This is a genomic window from Mediterraneibacter agrestimuris (genome assembly GCF_943193195.1).
Classification (GTDB): domain Bacteria; phylum Bacillota; class Clostridia; order Lachnospirales; family Lachnospiraceae; genus Schaedlerella; species Schaedlerella agrestimuris.
In genome coordinates this window covers 1-22,569 of sequence record NZ_CALPDG010000043.1, presented here as the reverse complement: position 1 = coordinate 22,569, position 22,569 = coordinate 1, and the positions used below count along the sequence as shown (strand labels likewise).

23 protein-coding genes are annotated in these 22,569 nt (G+C 34.9%); 2 read left to right on the top strand and 21 right to left on the bottom strand.

The window, feature by feature from the left end:
* The 12 genes from NFS18_RS15835 to NFS18_RS15775 form a co-directional block, all read right to left on the bottom strand.
* A complete protein-coding gene (locus tag NFS18_RS15835; protein WP_251392032.1) occupies positions 1-3,042 on the bottom strand; it encodes a type 2 lanthipeptide synthetase LanM family protein in 3,042 nt (1,013 codons plus the stop codon).
* A 204-nt stretch (positions 3,043-3,246) separates the two neighbouring features.
* Complete coding sequence (locus NFS18_RS15830) at positions 3,247-3,558, bottom strand: mersacidin family lantibiotic (RefSeq protein ID WP_251392030.1); 312 nt, start codon at positions 3,556-3,558, stop codon at positions 3,247-3,249.
* Positions 3,559-3,571: 13 nt separating this feature from the next.
* On the bottom strand, positions 3,572-3,760 hold the full coding sequence (locus NFS18_RS15825) for a mersacidin family lantibiotic (protein WP_251392022.1): 189 nt from the start codon (positions 3,758-3,760) through the stop codon (positions 3,572-3,574).
* A gap of 12 nt (positions 3,761-3,772) precedes the next feature.
* The gene (locus tag NFS18_RS15820; protein ID WP_251392020.1) at positions 3,773-3,949 is read right to left on the bottom strand and encodes a mersacidin family lantibiotic; all 177 of its coding nucleotides are present in this window, start codon (positions 3,947-3,949) and stop codon (positions 3,773-3,775) included.
* Positions 3,950-3,963: 14 nt separating this feature from the next.
* Entirely contained in the window at positions 3,964-4,137 is a 174-nt protein-coding gene (locus tag NFS18_RS15815) for a lichenicidin A2 family type 2 lantibiotic (RefSeq protein ID WP_251392018.1), read from the bottom strand.
* 460 nt (positions 4,138-4,597) lie between these two features.
* Positions 4,598-4,747 (bottom strand): hypothetical protein, encoded by a 150-nt coding sequence (locus NFS18_RS15810; protein WP_251392009.1) that lies wholly within the window; start codon positions 4,745-4,747, stop codon positions 4,598-4,600.
* 53 nt (positions 4,748-4,800) lie between these two features.
* The gene (locus tag NFS18_RS15805) at positions 4,801-5,148 is read right to left on the bottom strand and encodes a hypothetical protein (protein WP_251392007.1); all 348 of its coding nucleotides are present in this window, start codon (positions 5,146-5,148) and stop codon (positions 4,801-4,803) included.
* A 50-nt stretch (positions 5,149-5,198) separates the two neighbouring features.
* Positions 5,199-5,807, bottom strand: a complete 609-nt coding sequence (locus tag NFS18_RS15800) for a transposase (RefSeq protein ID WP_331477726.1) — start codon at positions 5,805-5,807, stop codon at positions 5,199-5,201.
* Positions 5,808-5,818: 11 nt separating this feature from the next.
* The gene (locus NFS18_RS15795; RefSeq protein WP_251392005.1) at positions 5,819-6,382 is read right to left on the bottom strand and encodes a hypothetical protein; all 564 of its coding nucleotides are present in this window, start codon (positions 6,380-6,382) and stop codon (positions 5,819-5,821) included.
* 93 nt (positions 6,383-6,475) lie between these two features.
* Positions 6,476-6,850, bottom strand: coding sequence for a hypothetical protein (locus NFS18_RS15790; RefSeq protein ID WP_251392003.1), 375 nt, complete (start codon positions 6,848-6,850; stop codon positions 6,476-6,478).
* Between the two features lie 243 nt (positions 6,851-7,093).
* The gene (locus NFS18_RS15785; protein WP_251392001.1) at positions 7,094-8,815 is read right to left on the bottom strand and encodes an AAA family ATPase; all 1,722 of its coding nucleotides are present in this window, start codon (positions 8,813-8,815) and stop codon (positions 7,094-7,096) included.
* A gap of 742 nt (positions 8,816-9,557) precedes the next feature.
* Positions 9,558-10,931 (bottom strand): hypothetical protein, encoded by a 1,374-nt coding sequence (locus NFS18_RS15775; protein WP_251391999.1) that lies wholly within the window; start codon positions 10,929-10,931, stop codon positions 9,558-9,560.
* 155 nt (positions 10,932-11,086) lie between these two features.
* Here NFS18_RS15775 and NFS18_RS15770 point away from each other — a divergent pair, with 155 nt between their 5' ends.
* Both NFS18_RS15770 and NFS18_RS15765 read left to right on the top strand, forming a co-directional pair.
* Positions 11,087-12,142 (top strand): FIST N-terminal domain-containing protein, encoded by a 1,056-nt coding sequence (locus NFS18_RS15770; protein ID WP_251391992.1) that lies wholly within the window; start codon positions 11,087-11,089, stop codon positions 12,140-12,142.
* Positions 12,143-12,152: 10 nt separating this feature from the next.
* Positions 12,153-13,097 carry a methyl-accepting chemotaxis protein gene (locus NFS18_RS15765; protein WP_251391990.1) on the top strand — a complete coding sequence of 315 codons (945 nt, stop codon included), beginning with the start codon at positions 12,153-12,155 and terminating at the stop codon, positions 13,095-13,097.
* Positions 13,098-13,629: 532 nt separating this feature from the next.
* Here the strand turns inward: NFS18_RS15765 and NFS18_RS15760 are convergent.
* The 9 genes from NFS18_RS15760 to NFS18_RS19980 all read right to left on the bottom strand — a co-directional run.
* Positions 13,630-14,052, bottom strand: a complete 423-nt coding sequence (locus tag NFS18_RS15760) for an RNA polymerase sigma factor (RefSeq protein ID WP_251391983.1) — start codon at positions 14,050-14,052, stop codon at positions 13,630-13,632.
* 434 nt (positions 14,053-14,486) lie between these two features.
* Positions 14,487-15,104: an accessory gene regulator B family protein gene (locus tag NFS18_RS15755; RefSeq protein ID WP_251391981.1), complete on the bottom strand. Its 618-nt coding sequence runs from the start codon at positions 15,102-15,104 to the stop codon at positions 14,487-14,489.
* A 14-nt stretch (positions 15,105-15,118) separates the two neighbouring features.
* Positions 15,119-16,825, bottom strand: a complete 1,707-nt coding sequence (locus NFS18_RS15750; protein ID WP_251391978.1) for an ABC transporter ATP-binding protein — start codon at positions 16,823-16,825, stop codon at positions 15,119-15,121.
* Between the two features lie 14 nt (positions 16,826-16,839).
* Entirely contained in the window at positions 16,840-17,496 is a 657-nt protein-coding gene (locus NFS18_RS15745; protein ID WP_251391976.1) for a CPBP family intramembrane glutamic endopeptidase, read from the bottom strand.
* Positions 17,480-18,691 carry a radical SAM/SPASM domain-containing protein gene (locus NFS18_RS15740; protein WP_251391974.1) on the bottom strand — a complete coding sequence of 404 codons (1,212 nt, stop codon included), beginning with the start codon at positions 18,689-18,691 and terminating at the stop codon, positions 17,480-17,482. The genes NFS18_RS15745 and NFS18_RS15740 overlap by 17 nt, the downstream gene beginning before the upstream one ends.
* 16 nt (positions 18,692-18,707) lie before the next feature.
* Complete coding sequence (locus tag NFS18_RS15735) at positions 18,708-19,466, bottom strand: hypothetical protein (protein WP_251391973.1); 759 nt, start codon at positions 19,464-19,466, stop codon at positions 18,708-18,710.
* Between the two features lie 21 nt (positions 19,467-19,487).
* Entirely contained in the window at positions 19,488-20,357 is an 870-nt protein-coding gene (locus tag NFS18_RS15730; protein WP_251391972.1) for an ABC transporter ATP-binding protein, read from the bottom strand.
* 10 nt (positions 20,358-20,367) lie between these two features.
* Positions 20,368-20,826: a hypothetical protein gene (locus NFS18_RS15725; RefSeq protein ID WP_251391971.1), complete on the bottom strand. Its 459-nt coding sequence runs from the start codon at positions 20,824-20,826 to the stop codon at positions 20,368-20,370.
* 1,590 nt (positions 20,827-22,416) lie between these two features.
* Positions 22,417-22,569: transposase (locus tag NFS18_RS19980; RefSeq protein WP_251392054.1), on the bottom strand; the 153-nt coding region annotated here is incomplete at its 5' end.

The following is a 22,569-nucleotide window of genomic DNA, read 5'->3' as shown; positions in this document are numbered from 1 at the left end:
TTAATCCAATAACAAAATGTTGGGTAGATCACTATTATAAAGACGCAAGAATTCATATCCAATACCAGACACCCCAACCATTAAGCCTAAATTAGGCATACCCTTTAATCCACGAATTGAATACTTACCAGTTTTCAAATGACTCAAAACCTCGACTAGTTTTATTTCTGCCTTTTTCTTACACTCATCGGATATATATTTTGCAGAGAGCACTTCATTAAGAAATTCAACTATTCCCATGTTGCCATGGCAAAGGCAATCATCATCCAAACGATCTGCCACAACTAAATCCACTGCTTTTTCGACATCCTCAATCAAAAGCTCCTTATTCAAATAAAAACTTTCAAGCATTCTTAGTCTTACCAGTCCAATGCCAGCAGCACCATGACACCACACATCTTTTTCGTTACTCGCATCTCGCAAATCTAACCATGCACCTGTAGTTCTAGAGGTTGATTTATTCTCCAATTTTATGCACAAATTAATCATATTGATTAATCTCTGATCCGGTCTTTCTAACACTTTATTTAATTCTAGTAAAGCAAGTGCAACACCTGAAAATCCATGCGCCAATCCCGTAGTAGATATATTATTTATATTAATTTCCAATGCATACTTCATCGCTACGTCCAAAATAACTTGATCCTTACTAAATTTATAAATACCAACTAACACTTTAATAAGTCCGGCTTTTCCTGTTAACCAATCATCCTTATCCATAATATCAGTTGAGTCCTCTACCGCTTTTAACAAATAATCTATTTGTTCTCTGCACTCCGCACTTCTACATAATTTCATCTTATTGTATAGTGGATATAATGGGCTTAGACGACCTTCATATACACTCAAATTCTTAACATTAGGGTTTCCCTCCTTTAAAAGCATTTTTTCAATTACTGATAACACTTCACCATATTTCTTATCTGGTGACAATTGGCTTAGATACAAAAAGAATAAATATATTCCAGAAAATCCATCATATAGATTTATAGGAATATTAAAATAATTCCAATTTTCAAAATCCTCAGACACAATATCAGCCCAAGAAATGCTTCCATCCTTTCCCCTCACAGCTCGTTCTATAAGATAATCGCCTATATTCATCGCTTGATTTAGCCAAAACCGATTTTCATTATCTTCGATACATTTATTATTTAACTCATGCTTTATGGGAGTTCCATCAAACATATTTAGCGCAATCAAAAGTAAATTTTTTTGATGTTGTATACCATTGTCATCCAAACTACAAATCCTATTTAAAGTTCTGTCTATTGCTTTTATCGGATAGTAATTCGTTATGATTTTTCCTTCACTAGTTATTATATCTCTGGAACTAGTATCATTAAAGAAAATCGGAATATCATTCACGAGCAACTCATCAATTTCAAAGGGAACGACATCTAATTTCTTATATGGATATCCCCAAATATTCTCAAAAAGTTTTTCTCTTTCAACATAATCATACATACATTTAGGATGGTAACTATAATCTAACATATCAGCATACTTTTGAGTCGCTTTCAAAACATTCCGCACAACAATATTAGAAAACAGTTCCTCTACATCCTTCACGATAACAGATTTATTTTTAATAAATACATTCATGGCATCTGTAAAACCGCTTAGAATGTCTGCCTTATATTCTTCATAGTTTATTTCTCTTCCATTTAAATGCGGCAAATTGTCTGCACCTTTAATTGAATGTGTTTGATATTCAAACTTCATTTCATCTGAATCGTCATTTATTGGTTTTAGCACCTTAAAAGGCAAGACTTGCGCGCCCCCATTTAAAGCACTTAATCGTAATCCTTTTTTATCTCCACCAAAATTACCAGATGGTAATAAACCCGTTCCCAAAATTGTCTCCGTTCCCTGATACATAACTTTTCTTATTGCAGTAAGTTCTGTATCCACAGGATTGACATTCTGAATCATCGTTTCAATATCAATAATAACAGGATATTTTCCATGAGCTATTACATTTTCGAAATGTAAATCGTTAACACAAAGCATATAACTAATAGCTATCTGCTCTCCAAATTTGTAATAATACTCTTTTATTTCTTCTACCCTTTTACATTCTTCATGGTCAACAAATTCTTCAATAGTGTATCCTTTCCCTATTATCCGCTTAATTTTGATAAAGTCTGAACTCACACTATATTGTTCAAATCTTTTTAAAAATTCATTATACGCCTCTCCAATCTGTAATTCCTTATATTTAAATACCAACTTTTTTCCTTTTGTTTCAATAATAATTACAGACTTACCCTTTCCATGACTATCTCCTGCTCCCATAGATATAATTTCTATTGAATCAGCCCTTACTCCAAAAACATCATATATTTTTTCTTTACTTTCAAATAGTGCATGCAGAAAACTTTCTAAATTCTTAAGTTGGAAGGAGATCCTTGTAGCCAATATCCTTGCCAATACAGGGTATTTGCAGAAAAATTTTTTAACATTCTCCCGGTTACCAAATCTCAAATTTAAATAGAATGCAAATCTCTCTTCTGCGGTACATCCCATAAACTTTTTCATTTGCTTCTGAGTATGCATGTCAGCCACTAAAACTTTCATACTTATCGTAAGCAGTTCCAACAGATATTTCTGTAGCATAAACTCTTTATTAGCAATGCGAACATTCTCTTTATATGTTTCTAAAATCCCATTAATAGAATCTGATATATACTGCATATGATACCGTAATGCATATGAAAAATCCTTGATAGTCAAATCACTCCAATCATCTTCCGGATTGCTAAGGCATTCATTATGCACCTTAAACCATTCTGTTGTTTTAACATATTCGTATAATCTTTCTTTATTTGCAGTACTCAACTCTTGAAGTCCAATAGCAAAATCATCTCTGGAAAGATTTCTCATTTTCAATGAATTTTCAAATAATTTTCTTGTACATAATGATTTCCTATTTTCCCAATTTTTTACCTTAGAATGGTCAATAGTTTCTTTGTCTATATTTTTCAAAACTTTTATTCTTTCTTCTATGCTTAAAGCATACACTAGATTAAAATGTTGCATATTTTTATGCCCTCTCCTTATATCATTACAACTACCACAATAAATATAACAATTTTATATTGCTTTCACAGATTCATTATGGTATATTATTTATATAAGGATGTTAGTCTAAAGATTAGCATTCATACAGTCCAACATCCTTATATTTTTATTTTTGATTATGTGATTAAATATATTCTTTTTCTGCAGATGTAAGAGGGTATTTTAGCACTTTAATGCACTAAGTACTCCTCCTACTGATGCCGATGCTAGGAAACAGATAACAGTAGTTTCTGGATCCACATCGGCTCCTGCACCTTGTAGTTCGCTCATGTCATCAACCGTTAATTCTTCAAACGGCTTTCCTACCATAGCATCAATAAGTGCTAATCCCGCTTCACCAATGACAACATGTGTTTTTTCTGGATTTTCCTTTGCAAATTTTGCATATTCTTCTTGTGTAACAAATCCATATTTATCCTGAATTTTTTTCACACCTGCCATTAATTTTTCATTATCAATTTTAATTTCCGCCATAATATACACCCCTTTACATGATTTTTGAAATAATTAAACTTACTGCTCCACTCACCGCTGCCGATGCCCAAAAGGATACACTTTCTTCGCCCACGTCATCGCCTGCTCCCTGTGATTCATTCATTTCTGCCTCAGTCAATGCTTCAAAATCTTTTCCAACTGCTTTATCCAAATCTTTATTTTTCTTAATATCAATACTCATATTTCTTCTCCTTTAACAATGCTTAATTGATAATGTCAATGTAATAGAAAAACTCAATCCCGCTCCACACGGAATTGTTGTTTCAGGACTAATATCTCCGCCTGCTCCCTGTGATTTTTCCATTTCTTCAACTGTTAATTCTTCAAAACTTTTACCAGTCTTAAGTTCATCTCTTTTATTGTCAGCCATCTTAAATATCCTCCTTACTTATTAATAATCGATAAAATTAATGATGCTGCAGTCGTGATAACAGAAACAGAAACTACTGTTTCGACATTAACATCATCACCCTGTCCCTGGAACTCTTCCATCTCTCTCTGGTTCAATTCCTCAAAACTTTTTCCGACTACATTTTTCTCAGTCTTTTTTTCGCTCATAAACTATTTACTCCTTATTTATATTGTAATTGCACGTGCTTTACAACTAATAATATATACTCTCTCTCTTTAAATGTCAATTATTTTTTTCATTTTAGTTATAATTTATTTCTTTTTGTATAATATTTCTTTTTTATTATATGTTTTACTTTGCGCCAGCATGTCAAAATGTTGTTATAATATTCATCACTAATACGTAATACTTTTCACTATGTTCATTACCACGAATGCACTCCTCCTGTTTTATTCGTAAACACTCTGTACTACTTGGACACTCAATTTTAACTATATATTTCATAATCAATATAAAAGATAAACTTACCGTTGCATCTCAATCTAAAAGGACCTCTGGAATAACCAGAAGCCGCTTTTATCTGTTACGCTACAATTTCATATTCATCTGGAATCAGGTTCGTCGTCCAACGGTAATAACCATCCGTCCAATAGACCTGTTTCCTTTTCATCCCTTATCGTACTTTTTTACCAGAATAATTTCATCCCCTGGCTTCTTTCCACCGCTTAATTCATACTGATTAATAAATCGGATTCTGCTGCCAGCGGGAAGAGATTCAAGTACTTTCCGCTCTCTCTTCCATTCATTGTATTTCAAGCAACGCTTCCTCCGTTCCTTAGCATATGTGGCATCCGTTTCAGTCAGCAAATTTAAGATTCCTTTCGAACATTGGCATTCTGTTGGTCCACAGGTTTCGCCCATAGCCTTATAGCCAAAATTATCATATTTTCCGCATTCTGTTTTGGTATGGAAACAGCATCCCAAACTATACTCTTTCCATGCCCTGTTGTAAATGAAACCTCTACACCAAGCCTTTTAAGGATATCCTCGAAGGACACCAGTTCCCACTCCTGCCTTATTTCTTTTTCATAACAGCGGCAGACATTGTAAAGCCTGCGAATCTCCTGCTGGCATTGCTCCACTTGAACTTCCAACTGCTCAATTTCCTTTTCTTTTTCTGACAATAACTCTTCATACATATCATACATATCACACATAATATCCTCCAGTTCTATTACATGGTATGTTGTTGAGCGACAAATTCTTGTCACCACAAACAGTACTTTATTGTATCCACAGCGGCAGAATCGTATCTCAAAATCTCGTTTCTGTCGCTGTCACGGCATCTTATCATGGTTCTTCCGTAATTATATAAAATCAGCCTTGCCCATATTTCCTGTGTAATATACCCGCGCTTCTTTGAATGGAAATTGCCAGTTCCAATGACATGTTTTAATTTACAAAAGGATGTTTCGATGCCCCATCTGCGGTGGTAAAGCTGTTTCATATCTTCACTGGAAAATTCATTTCCTGGAAGATTTGTAACAATATTTTCATAGGAATCCTCTGTTATTTTGAATCTCAAAACACGAAGGTTTACGGTATATTCATCATAAATATCTTCTGGAGGCAGATAATCAAACCGTACAGATTTACAGATATACCTGTGAGAGTCTTCTAATTCAGGGCGCTTATGTTTTTTCTTGTTTTTGGAACGGGAAAGTATCCTAGTAATATCATTATCCAAAAGATCCGGCAGAACCTCACAGCCTGTAAGACGCTTCATGTTTTGATCCTTAACCCGTATCAAGAAATAAGCATTATTTTCAATAGCATGCGCGAAGACATTGTATGCAAAAAATCCTCTGTCCGCCAGAAAGACAGGAGTTAATGGTGAGGTATTTCGGATTGTATAAGCATAAGTTCAGAAAGTGCTTTGAATTCATTTTTTTTACGAATAGGCTGTATAATGGCATCGGTGTATCGTTCACTTTCAAGATCATAAAGCGCAACTGTATGAACTTGATTAAACCCTTTCGTGGATTTTCCATCAGGACCATAATAAGCATCTATATCAGCAGGATTTCTGGTAAAAGTAAAAGTGCATCCATCAGCTGCCATCAATTGGTACTTTCCTTTATATGGCTTTGGAGCATAATGGTTATTGAATCTATGAAATAGTATTTTAAAGGTATCAGCTTTTATTTTATTGCGTTGCTGGCAATAGGCAGAATTAGAAAGTGTTTTTAAATCATAATCAAAGTATTTGTATAGTTCATGCCGAAGAGTACCACCTTCCATAACAATGGGAAACATCAGCATATCTTTAAAACTGATTTTCCGAAATCGTGTGAAATCTTTATTAGGATGATTACAGAACAACTCGGGTGTGTTTGACATAACATCTATTTCAGATATTAAAGAATTTTTGACAGATACAGAAAAGTTCATAGCGACCGCACATTTGAACTATTGTGTCAACAGTTATCATGAAAATATTTAAAAAATGAGTTAGACCCTATTGTAAGAATCTAACTCAGATTATTATCTAAATGACATTGCTTCATAACTGTCACCCTTTTCCGGTGTAATCAGATAGGTACTCAGATATGTGCCCGGACGGTCCGCAAAAAATCCCTGCCCGTCTTCACTGACAACATCTTTCAAGGCAGCCTTTTCACCTTTTTTCAAAGAAAGACCTGTAAAATCTTTTTCAATTTCAAATGTTTCTCCCTGCTCAATCGTCAGGGTTTCGGCGGTGATCTGTTCCCCTCTCTCATCGCCCTTTTCCTCCTTTGTCGATTTTATTTTCTCTCCTGCCGTCTTCTCTCCCGGTGCTGCAAATACCATATTTCCAGAAGAAACAAGTACGGAAGTACGGAACAGGACAAAAGAAAAGCCAGCGTTCCCGCCAGCCATCTGCGTCTCCAATTTTTCAATCGCAAAACTCCTTTCCTGTTGTTGATTTTTTAATCCCTGAATTTCGTAGCAGCGCTATATGTCTGCCTTGTTACTGCCCGGCATATCTGGGGGCGGACTCTCCCGTATGTGCATACCCTTTCATCTCCCTTCTTCTGGCTCATACATAAATCAGGCCATAAAAAAAACGGAACTGTGTCATTACAGCTCCGCATTTTTATAACCCGATCGCATTCTGGTATATTATTCCTCTGCCAGTTGTACTTTGCAGCGTTTCATATAACATGCAATCCCATATTTTAAAATTTTATCCACTCCGTTTTCCCGGAGTTCTTCATCATACTTCTTTTCCTCTATCTGCTGCAGCGCCCGTTCACAAGCCTGATCAAGATTTCCGTCATTGGCATACTTGACTTCGATGAGGATGACTGTTTCACTGTTTTCGGTTTCAACGAGGATATCGCTGTATCCTTCGCCGCTTTCCTGATTGGACGATACATACCATTCTTCCTTCACGCCCAGAATTCCAAGCAGTATCCCATGATAAAAGCAGACACTTGGAGACTGTTCTTTAGTCTCCTTAGTGGTCGCTTTCCCTGTGGGCAAGTTCTCCTTACTTGTTTTTCTCACAAACGTATCCCGGATACTGATGGTCTTTTTCAGGTATCTTTCAAAAATCTCCTCTACCTTCGTTTCCTCTCCGTTTTTCAGGGCATCACAGAACCGGCTTAACGTATCGCCGTCTTTTGCAACGCTCTCTTTGAAGTATTCCATGATCTGTGTTTCAAAAATATTCCGGATTTCCAGATTCGGTATCGCAAGTTTATACCGCTTTGCATCAACCCTTCCACGCTGCGTTAAATATCCCGTCATAAATAAAAGACTCCAGACGTTCTCCAAAGACTGATACATCTCCGGGTAAATCAGCTCCTGATGAATCTCTTTTGTGATTTCCTCACCGGCAAGCAGAATTTCAATCTCACGCTTGGTTTTAAGATTGTCGGACATTTGAATGAATTTCTTGACAGCATCATTACTGCTGGTGTTGATCCAATAGTTTTCCGCAAACACATTTGCATGGTCTTTGATTTTATCACAGTGGTTCAATACATCCCACGGGCAATACACTTCTACGCCGCCAAACTGATACCCATCGTACCAGCTTTTGATTTCTCCATATTGATCCTCTGTTTCATAATACTTCAGCATTTCTCTTACTTCCGTATCCGTAAAACCAAAATATTCATCATAACGTTCATCTGTAATGGATAATACTTTCAGGTTATTAAGCCCCGTAAAAATACTCTCTTTTGAAATGCGCATACATCCGGTCATTACTGCAAATTTCAGACTGTTGTTTGTTTTTAGTGCCTGTTCCAGCAGATTACGGATTAAAAATATCATTTGCTCATAATACCCATTTTCAAACGCCTTTGCTAATGGAACATCATACTCATCAATCAAAAGAACTACTTTTGTTCCATAATGTTTCTCCAATAATTCCGATAAAGTTTTCAATCCGCTGCAAAATACAGCTTTACTCATTCCACTATCTAAAAGTTTCTTATATTCTGACTTATCAAAATCACTTAGATTCCCGCTTTCCAAAAGAAACTGCATTTTACCTGCTACATTCTTCATAATCTGAACTGCAAAATCAAATGCATCCTCATAAGTGGCTGCATTGATTCCTTTCAGGGAAATTGAAATAAACGGATATTTTCCCATATACGCTTCACACAGTTTTGTATCTTTTGAAATTTCCAATCCATCAAAGATACTCTTCTCTCCTTCTATGGAAAAAAAGTGTTCCAGCATACTCATATTTAAGGTTTTCCCAAAACGTCTTGGCCTTGTAAAGAGATTTACCATTCCGCCATAGCGGAGCAGTTCTGAAATCAGTCCTGTTTTATCCACATAATAATAGTTATCGTTAATAATCTGCTCAAAATTTTCTACTCCCACCGGAAGGCGTTTTTTTCTCTAACCATGTCATTCACACTCCTTCTCTATTAACTATATTATAACAAAGATACATCCAAAAGCCTATACCTAACTTTTCTCATAATGCCCCGTTGTCAATGCCTGTTACAGTTCACACCCGGGCCGGGCACTACGCTGCACGGCCTGAGACCAGTACAGTATCGGGGCTGGAATCCGGTCTCTTGCCGTAAGGCAACTTTAAATAGACCGGATTCGTTGCTTTGAGCACCGTAGGTGTGAAAAGTAACCAATGCCTTTGTAATTTTCCCGCCAGTAACCTTCGTCATCCATATTCCAAACTGCACAGGCTTCGTTGTAAGCACGATCACAATGAAGCCGTATGCATTTATCCATGTATTTCGGGATTTCTTCCAAGAGATACTGCACATAATCAAAAGATTTCAGATTATTGGCTTTTACAGTTTCCACAATGCTGTAAATGAATGCGTAAGTCTTGACTCTATTGGATTGTATCAATCATCTGTCAATTCTTTCTTTTATAATCTATAGAACATGACAGTTTCCATATTACCGGAATTATGGTTTCCTCGGTGCAAGAATATTCAGTAATTTTAAATTTGACTGCATTTTGCGAACTCGTTAACGGATAATCCCTACTGGGCAGGTGCCCCCAAATAGATTAAAAAATGCCCGTTCTGCCTAATGAAATCTAACATGAGCTTATTAAACAAAACCGGCATTTTGTATTTAAGAAAAGGAGCGCTTAAATATAACTTCTATTATTAAACTCCAAACAATATCTATCAGAACCAGTAATATCAAAAGAAAATTGATTCCATGATTCTAATAATTTCGCAAATTCTGTTCTGCTGTCATATCCTTTTACTGCCTGATAATATTTGGATGAAAAGACAGCAGAATTATCAAAAAAGTAATCCCAATATTTATTATCTTTGTATCTGTCAATGAACCCCTTTGAAAATTCCTTTTGATCACTCCTGCTTTGTGCAAATTTAATCCCCTCAAGAATGGTCTTATGATAGTCATTCTGATTCTCTTGATAGATGGACAGGAATCTATCGCTGACCGCATAAATTGCGGATATATCATAGATCGGATTTCTGTCCTTATCATAATAAGGCTTGTCGTACATGTCAAGAATTCTATTATTTTCCTGATCGATTTTTTTCCTAATATAGCCTTTGATAGATGATGTCATTTTGCTAGCAAGCCCTTCCGATACATGTTCATTTTCTGAAAACAATTTGGTTTTTAAAAGAAGTACTCCTACTTCCATACCAACACTTTCTTCATTTCCAAGAGATGAAAATAATTTTGTCTGATTGACTTCATCTACCATACGGCTGGCAAAAGATATTTCTTCCAAAGAGTAGTGACTGTCAGAAAGTCCCTGATTTTGTGTTTTTTCTGCTGCAGCTTTTTGCAGCTGCTGTGACATATATGCGATGTCATTTACCAGCCACCGGTCTTCTGAATTTTTTAAATGAGCATAATCCTTATTGTTCTCTGCAAACTCAGTATAGGAAGACACTTTTTTATGATATTCAGACATAATACTATCATATATTTTTTGGGTTTCATTTTGCAGCCCATTCTCTTCTAAAAAATCGCCGACTTTTTGTGAAAAATGATTGGCAATCTTCTCTGAGATTCCAGAAACAATTGATTCCAGTTCCTTTCTGTAATTTTCAAGTTTCTCACCACTAAAGTTTGTTTCTAAATGCTCCAGCGTCGTGATATAAGTTGCTGCAAGACGGTTTAAATTGGTATCAATATCGCTGTCCATGATGCTGAAGTCTAATGCATAATTTAATCTGTTTTTGTCCCATTCTGTAATTTCTGTGTTGTTCAGATTATCCATATATTCTTTTGGAATCTGCGATACGTCATGAATCATTTTAGAACCTGCATCCTTATCGAAAATAGAAAGCGGGTTCTCTTGCCAATACTTATACATGAGCGCGTCTTCTTTGGTGATTTCCTTATTACCGCCATATAAGGAATCAATCACCACATTACTTCTTGTATTAACAGCAGAAGTCCTCAAATTTTTATTCTGAATGGATGAAAAACAGTTTCTCGAATAGAAAAGACTGGAACTAGAATTAATCCGCATAAAATCCCTCCAAATTTACAACTTAACTTAAGTTATATCACGTTCTTATAAATTAATCAAATGGATTATAATTGGAAAAAAATGTTGACGCTTTATCTGTAAATATCCTATAATATATACGTTAAAGATACGAAAACGAAAGAGAGGACCGCATAATGAAACAGTTTTTCGGAATGAGCCAGCAGGGAAATTTAACAGACGCGGTTCGTGGATTAAGCAGACCTCAATTTATTATGCTGTTTTCTAATAGTAATCAGTTTGAGAAACACGTAGTAGAATTGGAGAAGCTTTTTCCCGAAGTGCCAAGTATTGGATGTATCGGTATGAGTTACGACACTAAAGTAGTTGAGAAAGGTGTCGGCGTTGTTGCATTTTATGACGGCGTTGCCGCAGCTGCAAACGTATTAGAGGAAGTATCTGTTATGCCTGTAAAATATATCCAGCGCCTTGAGGAGGACGTAAAACGCGTGAACGGCTCCCAGAACGATACGATATGTATCGACCTATGCTCAGGAAACGATGCTTGTGTACTTACCACGATTTATTCCGTGTTAAAGCGAAAAAATATTTCCCTAGTGGGAGGAACCGGCGATGCAGGAAAAGTGTCAGCAAACGGCAGAGTCTATGAGGACGCTGTTGCCTATGCAATAGTGAAGAACCAAAACGGAAAGGTAAAAGCATATAAAGAGAATATCTACCATCCATTAGACCAATATCGGTTTATCGCATCTCGGACAGATAAGGCAAATTATGTTATGGGGGCATTAAACGGATATCCGGCAAAGCGGGTTTATCAGGACATTCTACATATAACAGAGAAAGAAATCACAACACAGACCTTCAAGAATCCTTTCGGTAAAATTAACGGAGACGACACCTGCATTGTTTCCATCAAGGAAGTAAAAGGAGATGCTTTGACATGCTTTCGGCAGGTAAATGATTCGGATGTATTGGTTCTTTTGGAATTAGGCGATTATAAAGAGACTGTAAGGAATACGATTCGTCAGATACAACAGGATTTCTCCCGGATTTCCGCAGTATTTTCCGTAAACTGCCTGTTCAGATATTTACTGTTTACCGACAACCACTATATGCAGGAGTATTTGAACGATATGAGTTTGTTGGGATCACATGCAGGCTTTGTGGGATATGGAGAACACTATAATAACCGCTTCGTGAACCAGTCCATGACCTGCGTAGTGTTTGAGTAAAGGGGGATTCATGATGTTTTGGAATAGAGATAAGAAAGATACAAAAAAGATGCCTGAAGACACAAACGATCTGTATCCGGTACTCCATGTAATGGAAAGTTTGAAGGACTACCGTACCGAGCTGGTGCAAAAAGAGGTGGAATCCCTGCAGGAATTGGGCAATATAGGAAGTTCCTTCGGAAAAATACTTAACGAAGCAGAAAACTTTCAGGATAAATTACAGCAGTTCGACCTGAATTTTTCAAATATTGAACAGGTGTCCGGTGAATTTGCCGCTGTCAAACAGAATATTGACCAATCGGTTGACCACGCCCAAAGGGGGGTTGAGGAACTGAGAACCAGCTCCATTCAAGTAGAAGCCCACTTCGGTGAAATGGAAAATACATTTGAGTCTCTGCAGCAGTCGGTGGAGAAAATTAAGCGTTGTACCAGCAGCATTGTAGCCATTGCCGAACAGACGAACCTCCTTGCACTGAATGCTTCTATAGAAGCTGCAAGAGCCGGACAGCAGGGAAAGGGATTTGCAGTAGTCGCAGTGGAAGTAAAAAAACTTGCGGATCAAATCAAGAATTTGACCGGCGAAGTGGACTCCGGCATCCATGATGTGGAGGCAGGAACAGAGCGGCTTAACAACAGCATTGCAGAGTCGCAGAAAGCTTTGGGAGAAAGTCTGTTTAAGGTAAACGAAACCTACGATATGTTTGATAAAATCACACAATCGGCAGAAGGCGCCAAGGATGTGCAGTCTGAGATCTCCAAAGTGCTCGATGAGTCAAAGATGTCACTCCAAATGCTTTGCGGATTCTTTGAACAGCTGAGAAACGGATATCAGGAAGTAGTGAAACATATAAGCAAAGCAAGCAAGCTGGGAACCACGAAAAGCGCTATGTTTGAAGATATCGACAATATGATGGGGCAGATTCCTCCTATTATAAAAGAACATACGAAAAAATAGAACAAGACCGGGAACCTTTTTGGGGATTCCCGGTTCACGTTTTTTATGAGAGACGATTCTATAATTTGTACTCGGTGTACAGGTTTCTTTCGTCTTGCCATAATAATAACATTCCGGCACAGTTCCATCTTTTTGTATTGGTAATTCTATAATATATTTTGCAATCGGTACTCCATCTCTGCATAAATTTTCGTCAGTTATCCACTCTGTTGCCGTATCCGGTTCAAAAATTTCTTCCTGATCTTCCATATTTTCTGATATGGAGATTCCTTCTTGGCTTTCCAATACTTCATTTTTATTTCCGTTAATTTCTCCGGCAGATTTAAGAATACTGTGTGCCCATGCGGTCATTCCTCCAATCCCTAATGTGGCAACAAATATAGCTGCATACCTTTTTTTACTCCTTCTGCCATTTTTCACTCTAGAACAGCCAATTTTATAAAATACAATTTGCTTTATACGATCTTCATCCACCATAAAGTCACAAGCCATATCATGTTCCAAAATTTCGCTGGAATGATCCATCATTTCACTAATTCTCAATTTCACTGCTCCTATACCCCTCTTTCAGAAGAATTTGTTTCAAAGTTTCCCGTCCCCGTCGTAGTCTGGTTTTAATTGTTTGTGGATTCATCTGTAGATCTTCCGCTATTTCTTCGATTTTCATACATTCATAATAATACTTAGTAAAAATGCTTCTATCCTCTTGCTTCAACTCCTTCAAGGTGTTTTGGACTATTTTTTGTTGTTCCTTTTGTAAAACCAATAATTCTAAATTCTGATCAGCACTTACGATATCCTCATCTAAGCCTAAATCTACACCTCGATGAGTTCTCAACCAATCTTTGGCTTTATTTCTCGCAATAGTACCTATGTATCCCCGAATACTACTATAATGCTTATAATCAACACGTTCTGCTGTCATCCATAGCGAAATAAAAGTATCTGCTACCACCTCCCTCAACGTCTTCCCGTGTTCCTTTTTTATGCAATAACCCCCAGACAATGTATGTAATATAGGTACTGTACATATCAATAATCTTTTCTCTGTAGTTTCTTTATTAAAATCTTTTCATCCATTGTCCAAATCCAATCCACCTACTTTTTATCAATACGAAGAGAGTTGGATTTGGGTTTCATTATTTATACTTTTATACTTTTTTATACTTTTTTCATATTATGTATTTCTAATCTATTTCTAAAATAAAAAGCAGCAAACCTAATAGATTCACCGCTTTCTAAATCTTAAAACTTATAATATTTCATCTCTCCCTTTTCTACCTATGTGTTACTTCTATCTTAATTCAAAAACTACATCTGAAACCAAAATATTTTTTTAGTTTCCTTGAATTTGTAATAAATTTATCATCTAACATGACAATCGGCATCTTATTCACATATCCCACACCTTTCTGTTTTATTATATAAAGTAGTCATTTTCCATTCTCTTTCCCGAACCCAAATCAGCGAAATACTCTGTAGCAAAACACCTGACACAGCTGCTACAATAAATCTATTTATACAAAAAAATGTTCCAATCAGTAAGGGAAGGCTTTCTAACAATATTACCGCATAACTCATTTTTAAAATTGTCTTTCGTACATTCTTTGGAAATTCTCTTTGCCGAATTGATACTGGCAAAAAAATAAATACAATTGCTAAACTTCCCAAAATAAATGTTAAAAGCAAAATCTTTCCATATTCAGCTGCTATTATATGTGGTATGCTTTTAAGTACTACTACCGCAGAACTCCAGAAAAATAGAGTATTTTTCACATTTATTTTATAATAATTTCCGCCATTACTCGTCCTAAGAACCGTATAAAATATACTAAAGATAATCATTTCTATTTCTATTTCAAATGTATGACCAATTCCAGAAGCCACCATCGTATTCAGAATTAATGGTAAAAAATATTCCACATATTTTTCCCATAATCTGTTATTTCTCATATTAGTTTTTCCAAAAAAACTTTCTAAAAATTTAATTGTTATTATGTGATACATATGCGCTCCTCCGTCTATGCCTCCATTGTCTGCACATTGTACAAATTAAAAAAGTATCCTTGTTTTTGCATTAACTGATTGAAACTTCCTTTTTCGATCACAATCCCTTTTTTCAAAACAATAATCTCATCGTACTGCTGCAGAACTTGTTTAATTAATTTATGTGTAATAGAAACCAATGTTAGGTTTTTATTTTCTAAAACTAGTCTCTCAATCTTTACTGCCATTTCATTATCTAAATTTGCTGTAGCCTCATCCAAAAGCAGTATTGGCGTCTTTTTTAATAAAAGTCTTGCAAAAGCAACACGTTGGCATTCTCCTCCTGAAAGATTTGAACCTCCTTCACCTAACATTGTTTGAAGACCGTCTGGAAGCCGTTCTACTACAGATGTTAAACCAGCCTGTAATACCGCCTTTTTTACCTCTTGTTCTGTATAATCTGAATACAGACAAATATTGTCCCACAAAGTTTCATCAAAAATAAAAGTATCTTGCTCCATTGAAGAAATAAGACTACAATAATCGTTAATATCAATAGTACGAATATCTGTTTCATCAATCAAAATTTTTCCACTATACTTGTTATAATACTTTAAAAGCAATTTAATCAGCGTAGTTTTTCCTGAACCACTTTCCCCAACAATCGCATATTTTTTCCCTTTACAAAATTCTAAATCGACACCATTTAAAACTAGATTATCCTCCGGATTATACCCAAATTCCAAACCATGAATATTAATTGATTTATTAAATACATCTTTATGTATGGTTCCGGTTTCATCACCATTTTCCATATATATTTTCTGTATTTTCTCTCCAATTCCTTTTACAGAATTCATTGCACTTCCAATGGAAATAATTTCATTTATCGGTTCGGTCAAATTACTACTTAACTGCAGAATAATCAAAGCTGTTCCAGCAGATAATGTGGCATTCATCACTGAAGTGGCACAAAATACAACGATTGTCAAATAAATTAACATACTAAAACAAACCATCAATATATTTATCACACCTATCATAATAGAATACTTTTCTCTATTATCCTCTACTGCTTGATCATTACTATAATACATTTCCTCTATTTTACTAGTTAAATTATAATTTTTTATAACCAGTATCCCTGAGAAAATATCTGCAGCTAATTTTGTCACATTTTCAAGGCTTTCAGATAATTTAACTTGCTGTCTCATCAGCTTATCTGAAATCTTTGATACAACATACATGCTTAACATTGATATTCCCAAAATAATGCCTGTCACTACTATATTAATTCGTAGCATTATTACTAAAGAAATTGCAAATGACAAAATCTGAAAAATTAAATCAAAAAAATTAGTGATAAATTCTTCATTTATGGTAGAAATATCATTATTTAAAATAGATAGATATTTTCCACTATGCATGCTTCTATACTTCTCGATACTTCCAGAAATTATTTTAGAAAAAATATCATGTTTTATATAATTTAATATTTTCTTTGTTTGTAAAGTTGTTACCCATATATCCAGCCCTGATACTACAACAAAGAAGAATAGCAATACTACGCATCTGAGGACAGCAGCAGTCAACATCGATACATCTGAATTTGCCAAGCCATCTAATACATTGCCTAAAATAATAGACAAATATACTGTACAAGCCGCCTTACAAACATTTGTTAAAATTCTTGCTCCACTTAATGTTTTGAATTTAAATAGATATTGATATAGTATCCTCACAGGCTCTTTCCTCCTTACAGTATAAACATCCAGGAATTATACCAAATATGCATCATAATGCTACTATATACATTTCCAGTATAGCAACGCACCAGTGCAAGTGCTAATCCAAGAGGAAATCTAATTGCCAAATTGGCTAAATCTGTATCCCCTGAATGAAATAAGAACGCAAAAATCATAGAACTAAGAATTACTGCAAACCACTTATTTCCAAATCCGCTCTCAATTTCATGATATATAATACCTCTACAAAGGATTTCTTCAGAAATACCTATCACACATAATTGAAATACTATAGGAAGTGCATCCAATGGAGAATTAAAATTCAGTACCAGTCTTCCAAGGAGTATTATTACAATAAAACAGTTAATTCCAAAAACTACTATATTTTTTTTATCATAGCTGAACTTTATCCCTAATTCCCTTACTGAAACCCTTCTCAGTTGAAAAAGAACCGGTATCACTGCAAAAAATAGTAGCATTGGAGCTGAAAAAACAAGTAATGTTTGTCCCAATCCTTGAGCATCATCAACACTGGTCATCATCCCACCATAGAATAGAATTGGTACACAAAGAACCCAAGTCATAAATCCAATCATAGGCAAAATGCAATATATAGCAATATGAATTCCCGCCATTAAATATTGTTCAACTCTATTTTCTTTTTTCACTATTCCTTTTCTCCTTTAAGAATCTTTTGTAAAAGTCCATGTTTAGACTGCAATATGGATCAGGTTTTTCCCAACTGCCATTAATCAACAATGCTCTTGCCTTACATCCCCCTCCACATAGATATTTCATCTCACAGTTTTGACACTTTTCAATATCTTCTACGTTTGGAAGCGGTTTTGCATTATATAGAATTTCTTTTAACGGTCTTTCTAAAATATTCCCCATAACTGTATTTGTATCATGCATCATATGACATGGATATATGTCTCCTTCCGACGTTACACTAATAATGCTACTTCCTGCACCACAGCTCTTTCGAGCCTCAAGTTCCGAATAATCCTGTAAAGGAACAACACCATTTTTCATATATTCACACAAATACTCAGCAAGAAAACTCAAATCTTGATCTGTAGGTATAAAATCTTTCAATTCCCCTGAGCATGTAAGCAAACTAAAGCTAATTGGCACTTGAAGTTCACGACTTAATTTCATGTATTCTCCAATAGCCTTGATATTCTTCTTATGTAATGTAGGCAATATCGAAACTGGCAATCCTAATTCCTTGACCCTCCGTACAAATTCAACTGCTTTCTGAAAACTCCCGGCATCTCGCAAAAATTGAGAGTTTTCCGTACTATATCCGTCAATAGATACTGCTAAAGCATCTACATACTTTTTAAGCTGTTTTATCTGCTCTTCATTATACAAAGTTCCATTCGTTATCAGATTTAACACAGAAATTTTTGCTTTATCTTTTGCATATCTACATATCTCAATAATATCCTTTCGAATTAATGGTTCCCCACCAGAAATGGTCACTGTTTCCACACCATTTTTCGCCAATTCAGATAAAATATAGGAGTAATTTTCTAATGTCAATTTATCTGTACAATTTCTGGTTCTATCATAAGAATAGCAGCCAATACAATTTAAATTGCAAATGTTTGTTACATGAACATAAGCCGTAGACAATGGTTGGATAACTTCTTGAAAATATCCACCATCTTCTAACTCAGCAAATAACAGAGGATCTTCGGAAAAGTCTCCTTTTTCATAATATTTTCCCTGAATATTCTCTCCTAAAATTTTTTCTCTTTTATCACTCATTTTAATAAGTGCACCACTTTCAAAATCCGCCAAATATCTTTCTGAATCCAGTTCAATGAATGCTACCGCCTTACACATTTGATACATATTGTTATTCTCCTTTTTAAAAGTCTTTTCTGCTCCACATTTTTAATGCGATGCAGAAAGTTGCCATAATTATAATTGTATAAATAATGCATGATATTATATTAGTATTCATTAGCACGCCATCTGGTATCATACTATAGTAATTAAAATCTGAAATATAGAATGGTAAAAAACGCCTTACACCTTCAATATTTACTACTATTTTCTGAAGAATAATAACTCCTATTCCCAATACTAATACGGCATTTCCCTTTATCGCACAACATAAAAGATATGAAATAATAGCTACAAATAAAAGTTCTAACCACTGAAACAAATACAGAAAAAAATTTCTTGTTAAAGTATTTCCCGAACCTGCGAGAGCAAATTCTGTATTGTGTATCAAACCTGAAAATGTCAACATACTTACTATATGAAAAAGCACAAAAAAGATTATAATTGTTATCAAATATGTCATCATCTTCGCCGCGAAAACTTTTTTTCTATCGTAATTTGATAACATTATGTTTATACTTCTGCTCTCAATCTCCTTACCAACAAAACAACATACTAAATATATTGGCATCAAATACAACACAAACAAATACTTTAGAAAACTCCAAATCATAATGCCATAGGCATCTATCGTAATTTGACCGTTAAAATTCAGACCTGCAATCCGATTTACCATACAAATCCCGAACACTAACGGGGATAAAATCAAAATTGAACTAATAATCATGATATCCTTTTTAGAAAATATTTTCTTTAATTCTAACTTTACCAAACCAATCATAAACTCCAATTCCCTCCCTCTTTATTCGTAAAACTTTTTCAAAAAGTGATTTTCCCGTTCAACATTTAAGATAGGATTATCCGTATTGATCAAATAGTTTAGTACAATATTCATATCCTTATAATTTTCCGTACTAATCTGTTTTTCTCTCACGACACAATTACATTTTCTTTCAAGCCTTTCTTTTTCTTTGATTGCTTTTTGAACTGTAATTACATATGAATTCTCTTTTTCTAATAATTTTTCTGTATCTACCGTCTGAATTATTTCTCCGTTTTTCAAAAAAGAAATTCGATCACTCATATCCTGGACTTCTTTCAAGTTGTTACTAGAAAAGATGATCGCAGTATTCTCCTTCTTAGCCAAATCTCGCAAAATATCAAACATTGCCACCAATCCTTTCGGATCTACACCTATTGTAGGCTCATCTAAAACCAACACATCTGGCTTTTTTGCCAAAGCCATAGCCACACCTAATTTTTGTTTCATGCCAAAAGAAAATTCACTTACATTTTTGTTTATTGAATCTCCTAACCCCATAATATCCAGTAAAGCCTTCATTTCGTTTTCGATATTTTTATAAGAAACTCCACTTAGTGAAGCATAAGATTTCAGGTTTTCTATTGCACTCATATACTCATAGTAGCTTGGTTCTAATAAAACTCCGACATTTCTTAGATATTTCTCTGAATTCTGTCGATAATTAATTCCATTTACTTTTATTTCTCCCTGAAATCTATATAACTGATTGATACACTTAATTAAGGTTGATTTTCCCGCCCCATTTTTCCCAAGTAAGCCCACAATAGTCCCATTCTCTACTGTAAGATTAATATCTTTCAAAATTGTTTTATCACCAAATTCCTTACATACACCTCTAATTTCTAGCATGGTAGCCCCCTTAATTTTTAATTTTATCCAATAAAGCTATAGCTTTGTTCCCGATCCCACTTCCTACACACGAACAAACTAAGAAAATTAATGCCTGCTGCACCACTGTTCCTATGGTAATAGATTCATTAATATTTAAAACAATATTTCCATTTGTTGCAGTATTGTTTAACATTTGGAAAATGTACTCTGTATTATACATATAAAACATACTAGTACATGAAATTATAAAAACTACGAAGGAAACTCCGATAAGTTGCGGAAACACTTGAACAAGTTTTTTCCCCTTTCCGACCAAAATTCCATAAACAATAAGTATTACCGCAGGTCCCGCTATTGTTGTTGTCATAAAATGCATAATAGTTTTTTGTCCAAGATCTACTCCTATTGTATTATATACAACATAAATTGCTGTTAATAAGCAAGCTGATACCGCAAACATAATTGTCTTTTTTTTACTTTGATTCATATCAATCCCTTTCCATGTTCTCTGCCACCGCATCCGGATGGCAGAGAACATTTTGAAACCTCATTTTTTGCAACCTCTTACTTTTCTTTGATTCATCATTTCTTAAACCCTGCATTTACTATAGAAATATTAATACATCCTGAATGTTTTTTTAACATCTCTCTCTTTTTATTCAATATTTCTTTCATGGTTTTATCTCCACTAAATTGTCCATTTTTTCCCATCATAGCCTGCCTGCACGATTAGGATATTGATGCAGCCACCCTTTTTCTTACCATTCTTTTTTACATCTTTTCTCTGTTCTGACATTTCTTTTTCCTCCTTAAATTGTCCATTTTTTTCCATCATAACCTGCTTGCACAATTAAAATATTGATACAGCCACCCTTTTTCTTACCATTCTTTCTTACATCTCTTTGTTCTGACATCTTTTTTCCTCCTTAAATTGTCCATTTTTTCCCATCATAGCCTGCCTGCACAATTAAGATATTGATGCAGCCGCCCTTTTTCTTACCATTCTTTCTTACATCTGGTCTCTGTTCTGACATTTCTTTTTCCTCCTTAAATTGTCCATTTCTTCCCATTGTATCCGGCTTCTACAATATAAATATTGATACAACCACCTTTTTTCTTACCACTCTTTTTTACATCTTTTCTCTGTTCTGACATCTTTTTTCCTCCTTAAATTGTCCACTTTTTTCCGTTGTATCCGGCTTCTACAATGTAGATATTGACACAACCACTTTTTTTCTTACTACTTGACTGAGCTTTTTTCTTTTTTGCCATCTTATCGTCCTCCTTCCTATTTGATAAATGTATCATATACCAAATTACATCCTCTATTTTCTTTTGTCCGCTTTCCGTTATTATTTGACCCTAATTAGATTTTGTTTAATCAGACAAGTTCCATATCTCTGTCAAACTATTAGATACGGATTGCCTATGCATAAAAACTATAAATGTCAATTCCATTATGTAAGATATCATGTCTATCATCTTAAAAAGCCTCTATATTATGAAGTAAATGAAGAATCAGAATACTCCATGCATGATTATCGTAATAAAGAGTCTGACAGCTCCCAAAATAATGCATATCCGTTATGATCACATTTCCCATGATTGTAAGGATAAGTTTGAATCACAATTATCAAGAAATATCAAAGAACAGTCACACAGAACACGGATGCATAGAAAAAAATTATCTCCATACATCCCAAAAGCATGACAACATGCGATATCGAAAACCATATGTGTGAACTTTACGAATTGATATTATAGACAGTATCATCAGCAGGAACACGTATAAAAATAAAATTCCTTCCCATTGTAAAAGAATGGCAGGAACTCTATTTGTAAAAAATCTATGTAGTTATATTTATAGATACAACAATCCATTTTTATATACGTAATGAGGGACTGATTGTAAAACGTGCGATTTATATTACAGGTAGAGGGAAAAGGATGTGTTTGATATGTAGGACAGAATAAAAGTACAAAATTTGGGCTTTCGATTCTGGAATGAAATAAAAAAATGAGACGTGAAAGATATCTTATTACCTGTGCAGACAGAACTACTGGGGTTCTTCCGCAATTATCCGTATTCACCACTTGACAATATAAGCTTTGCGGTCAATAACTCCTTGCCACAACGGCCATACATGGTACGTTTTATCATTTTCAATTTGCTGTTTGTGCCCTCAACAAAACCATTACTGTAGTCATATGCTACAGCGTTCTCAACAGC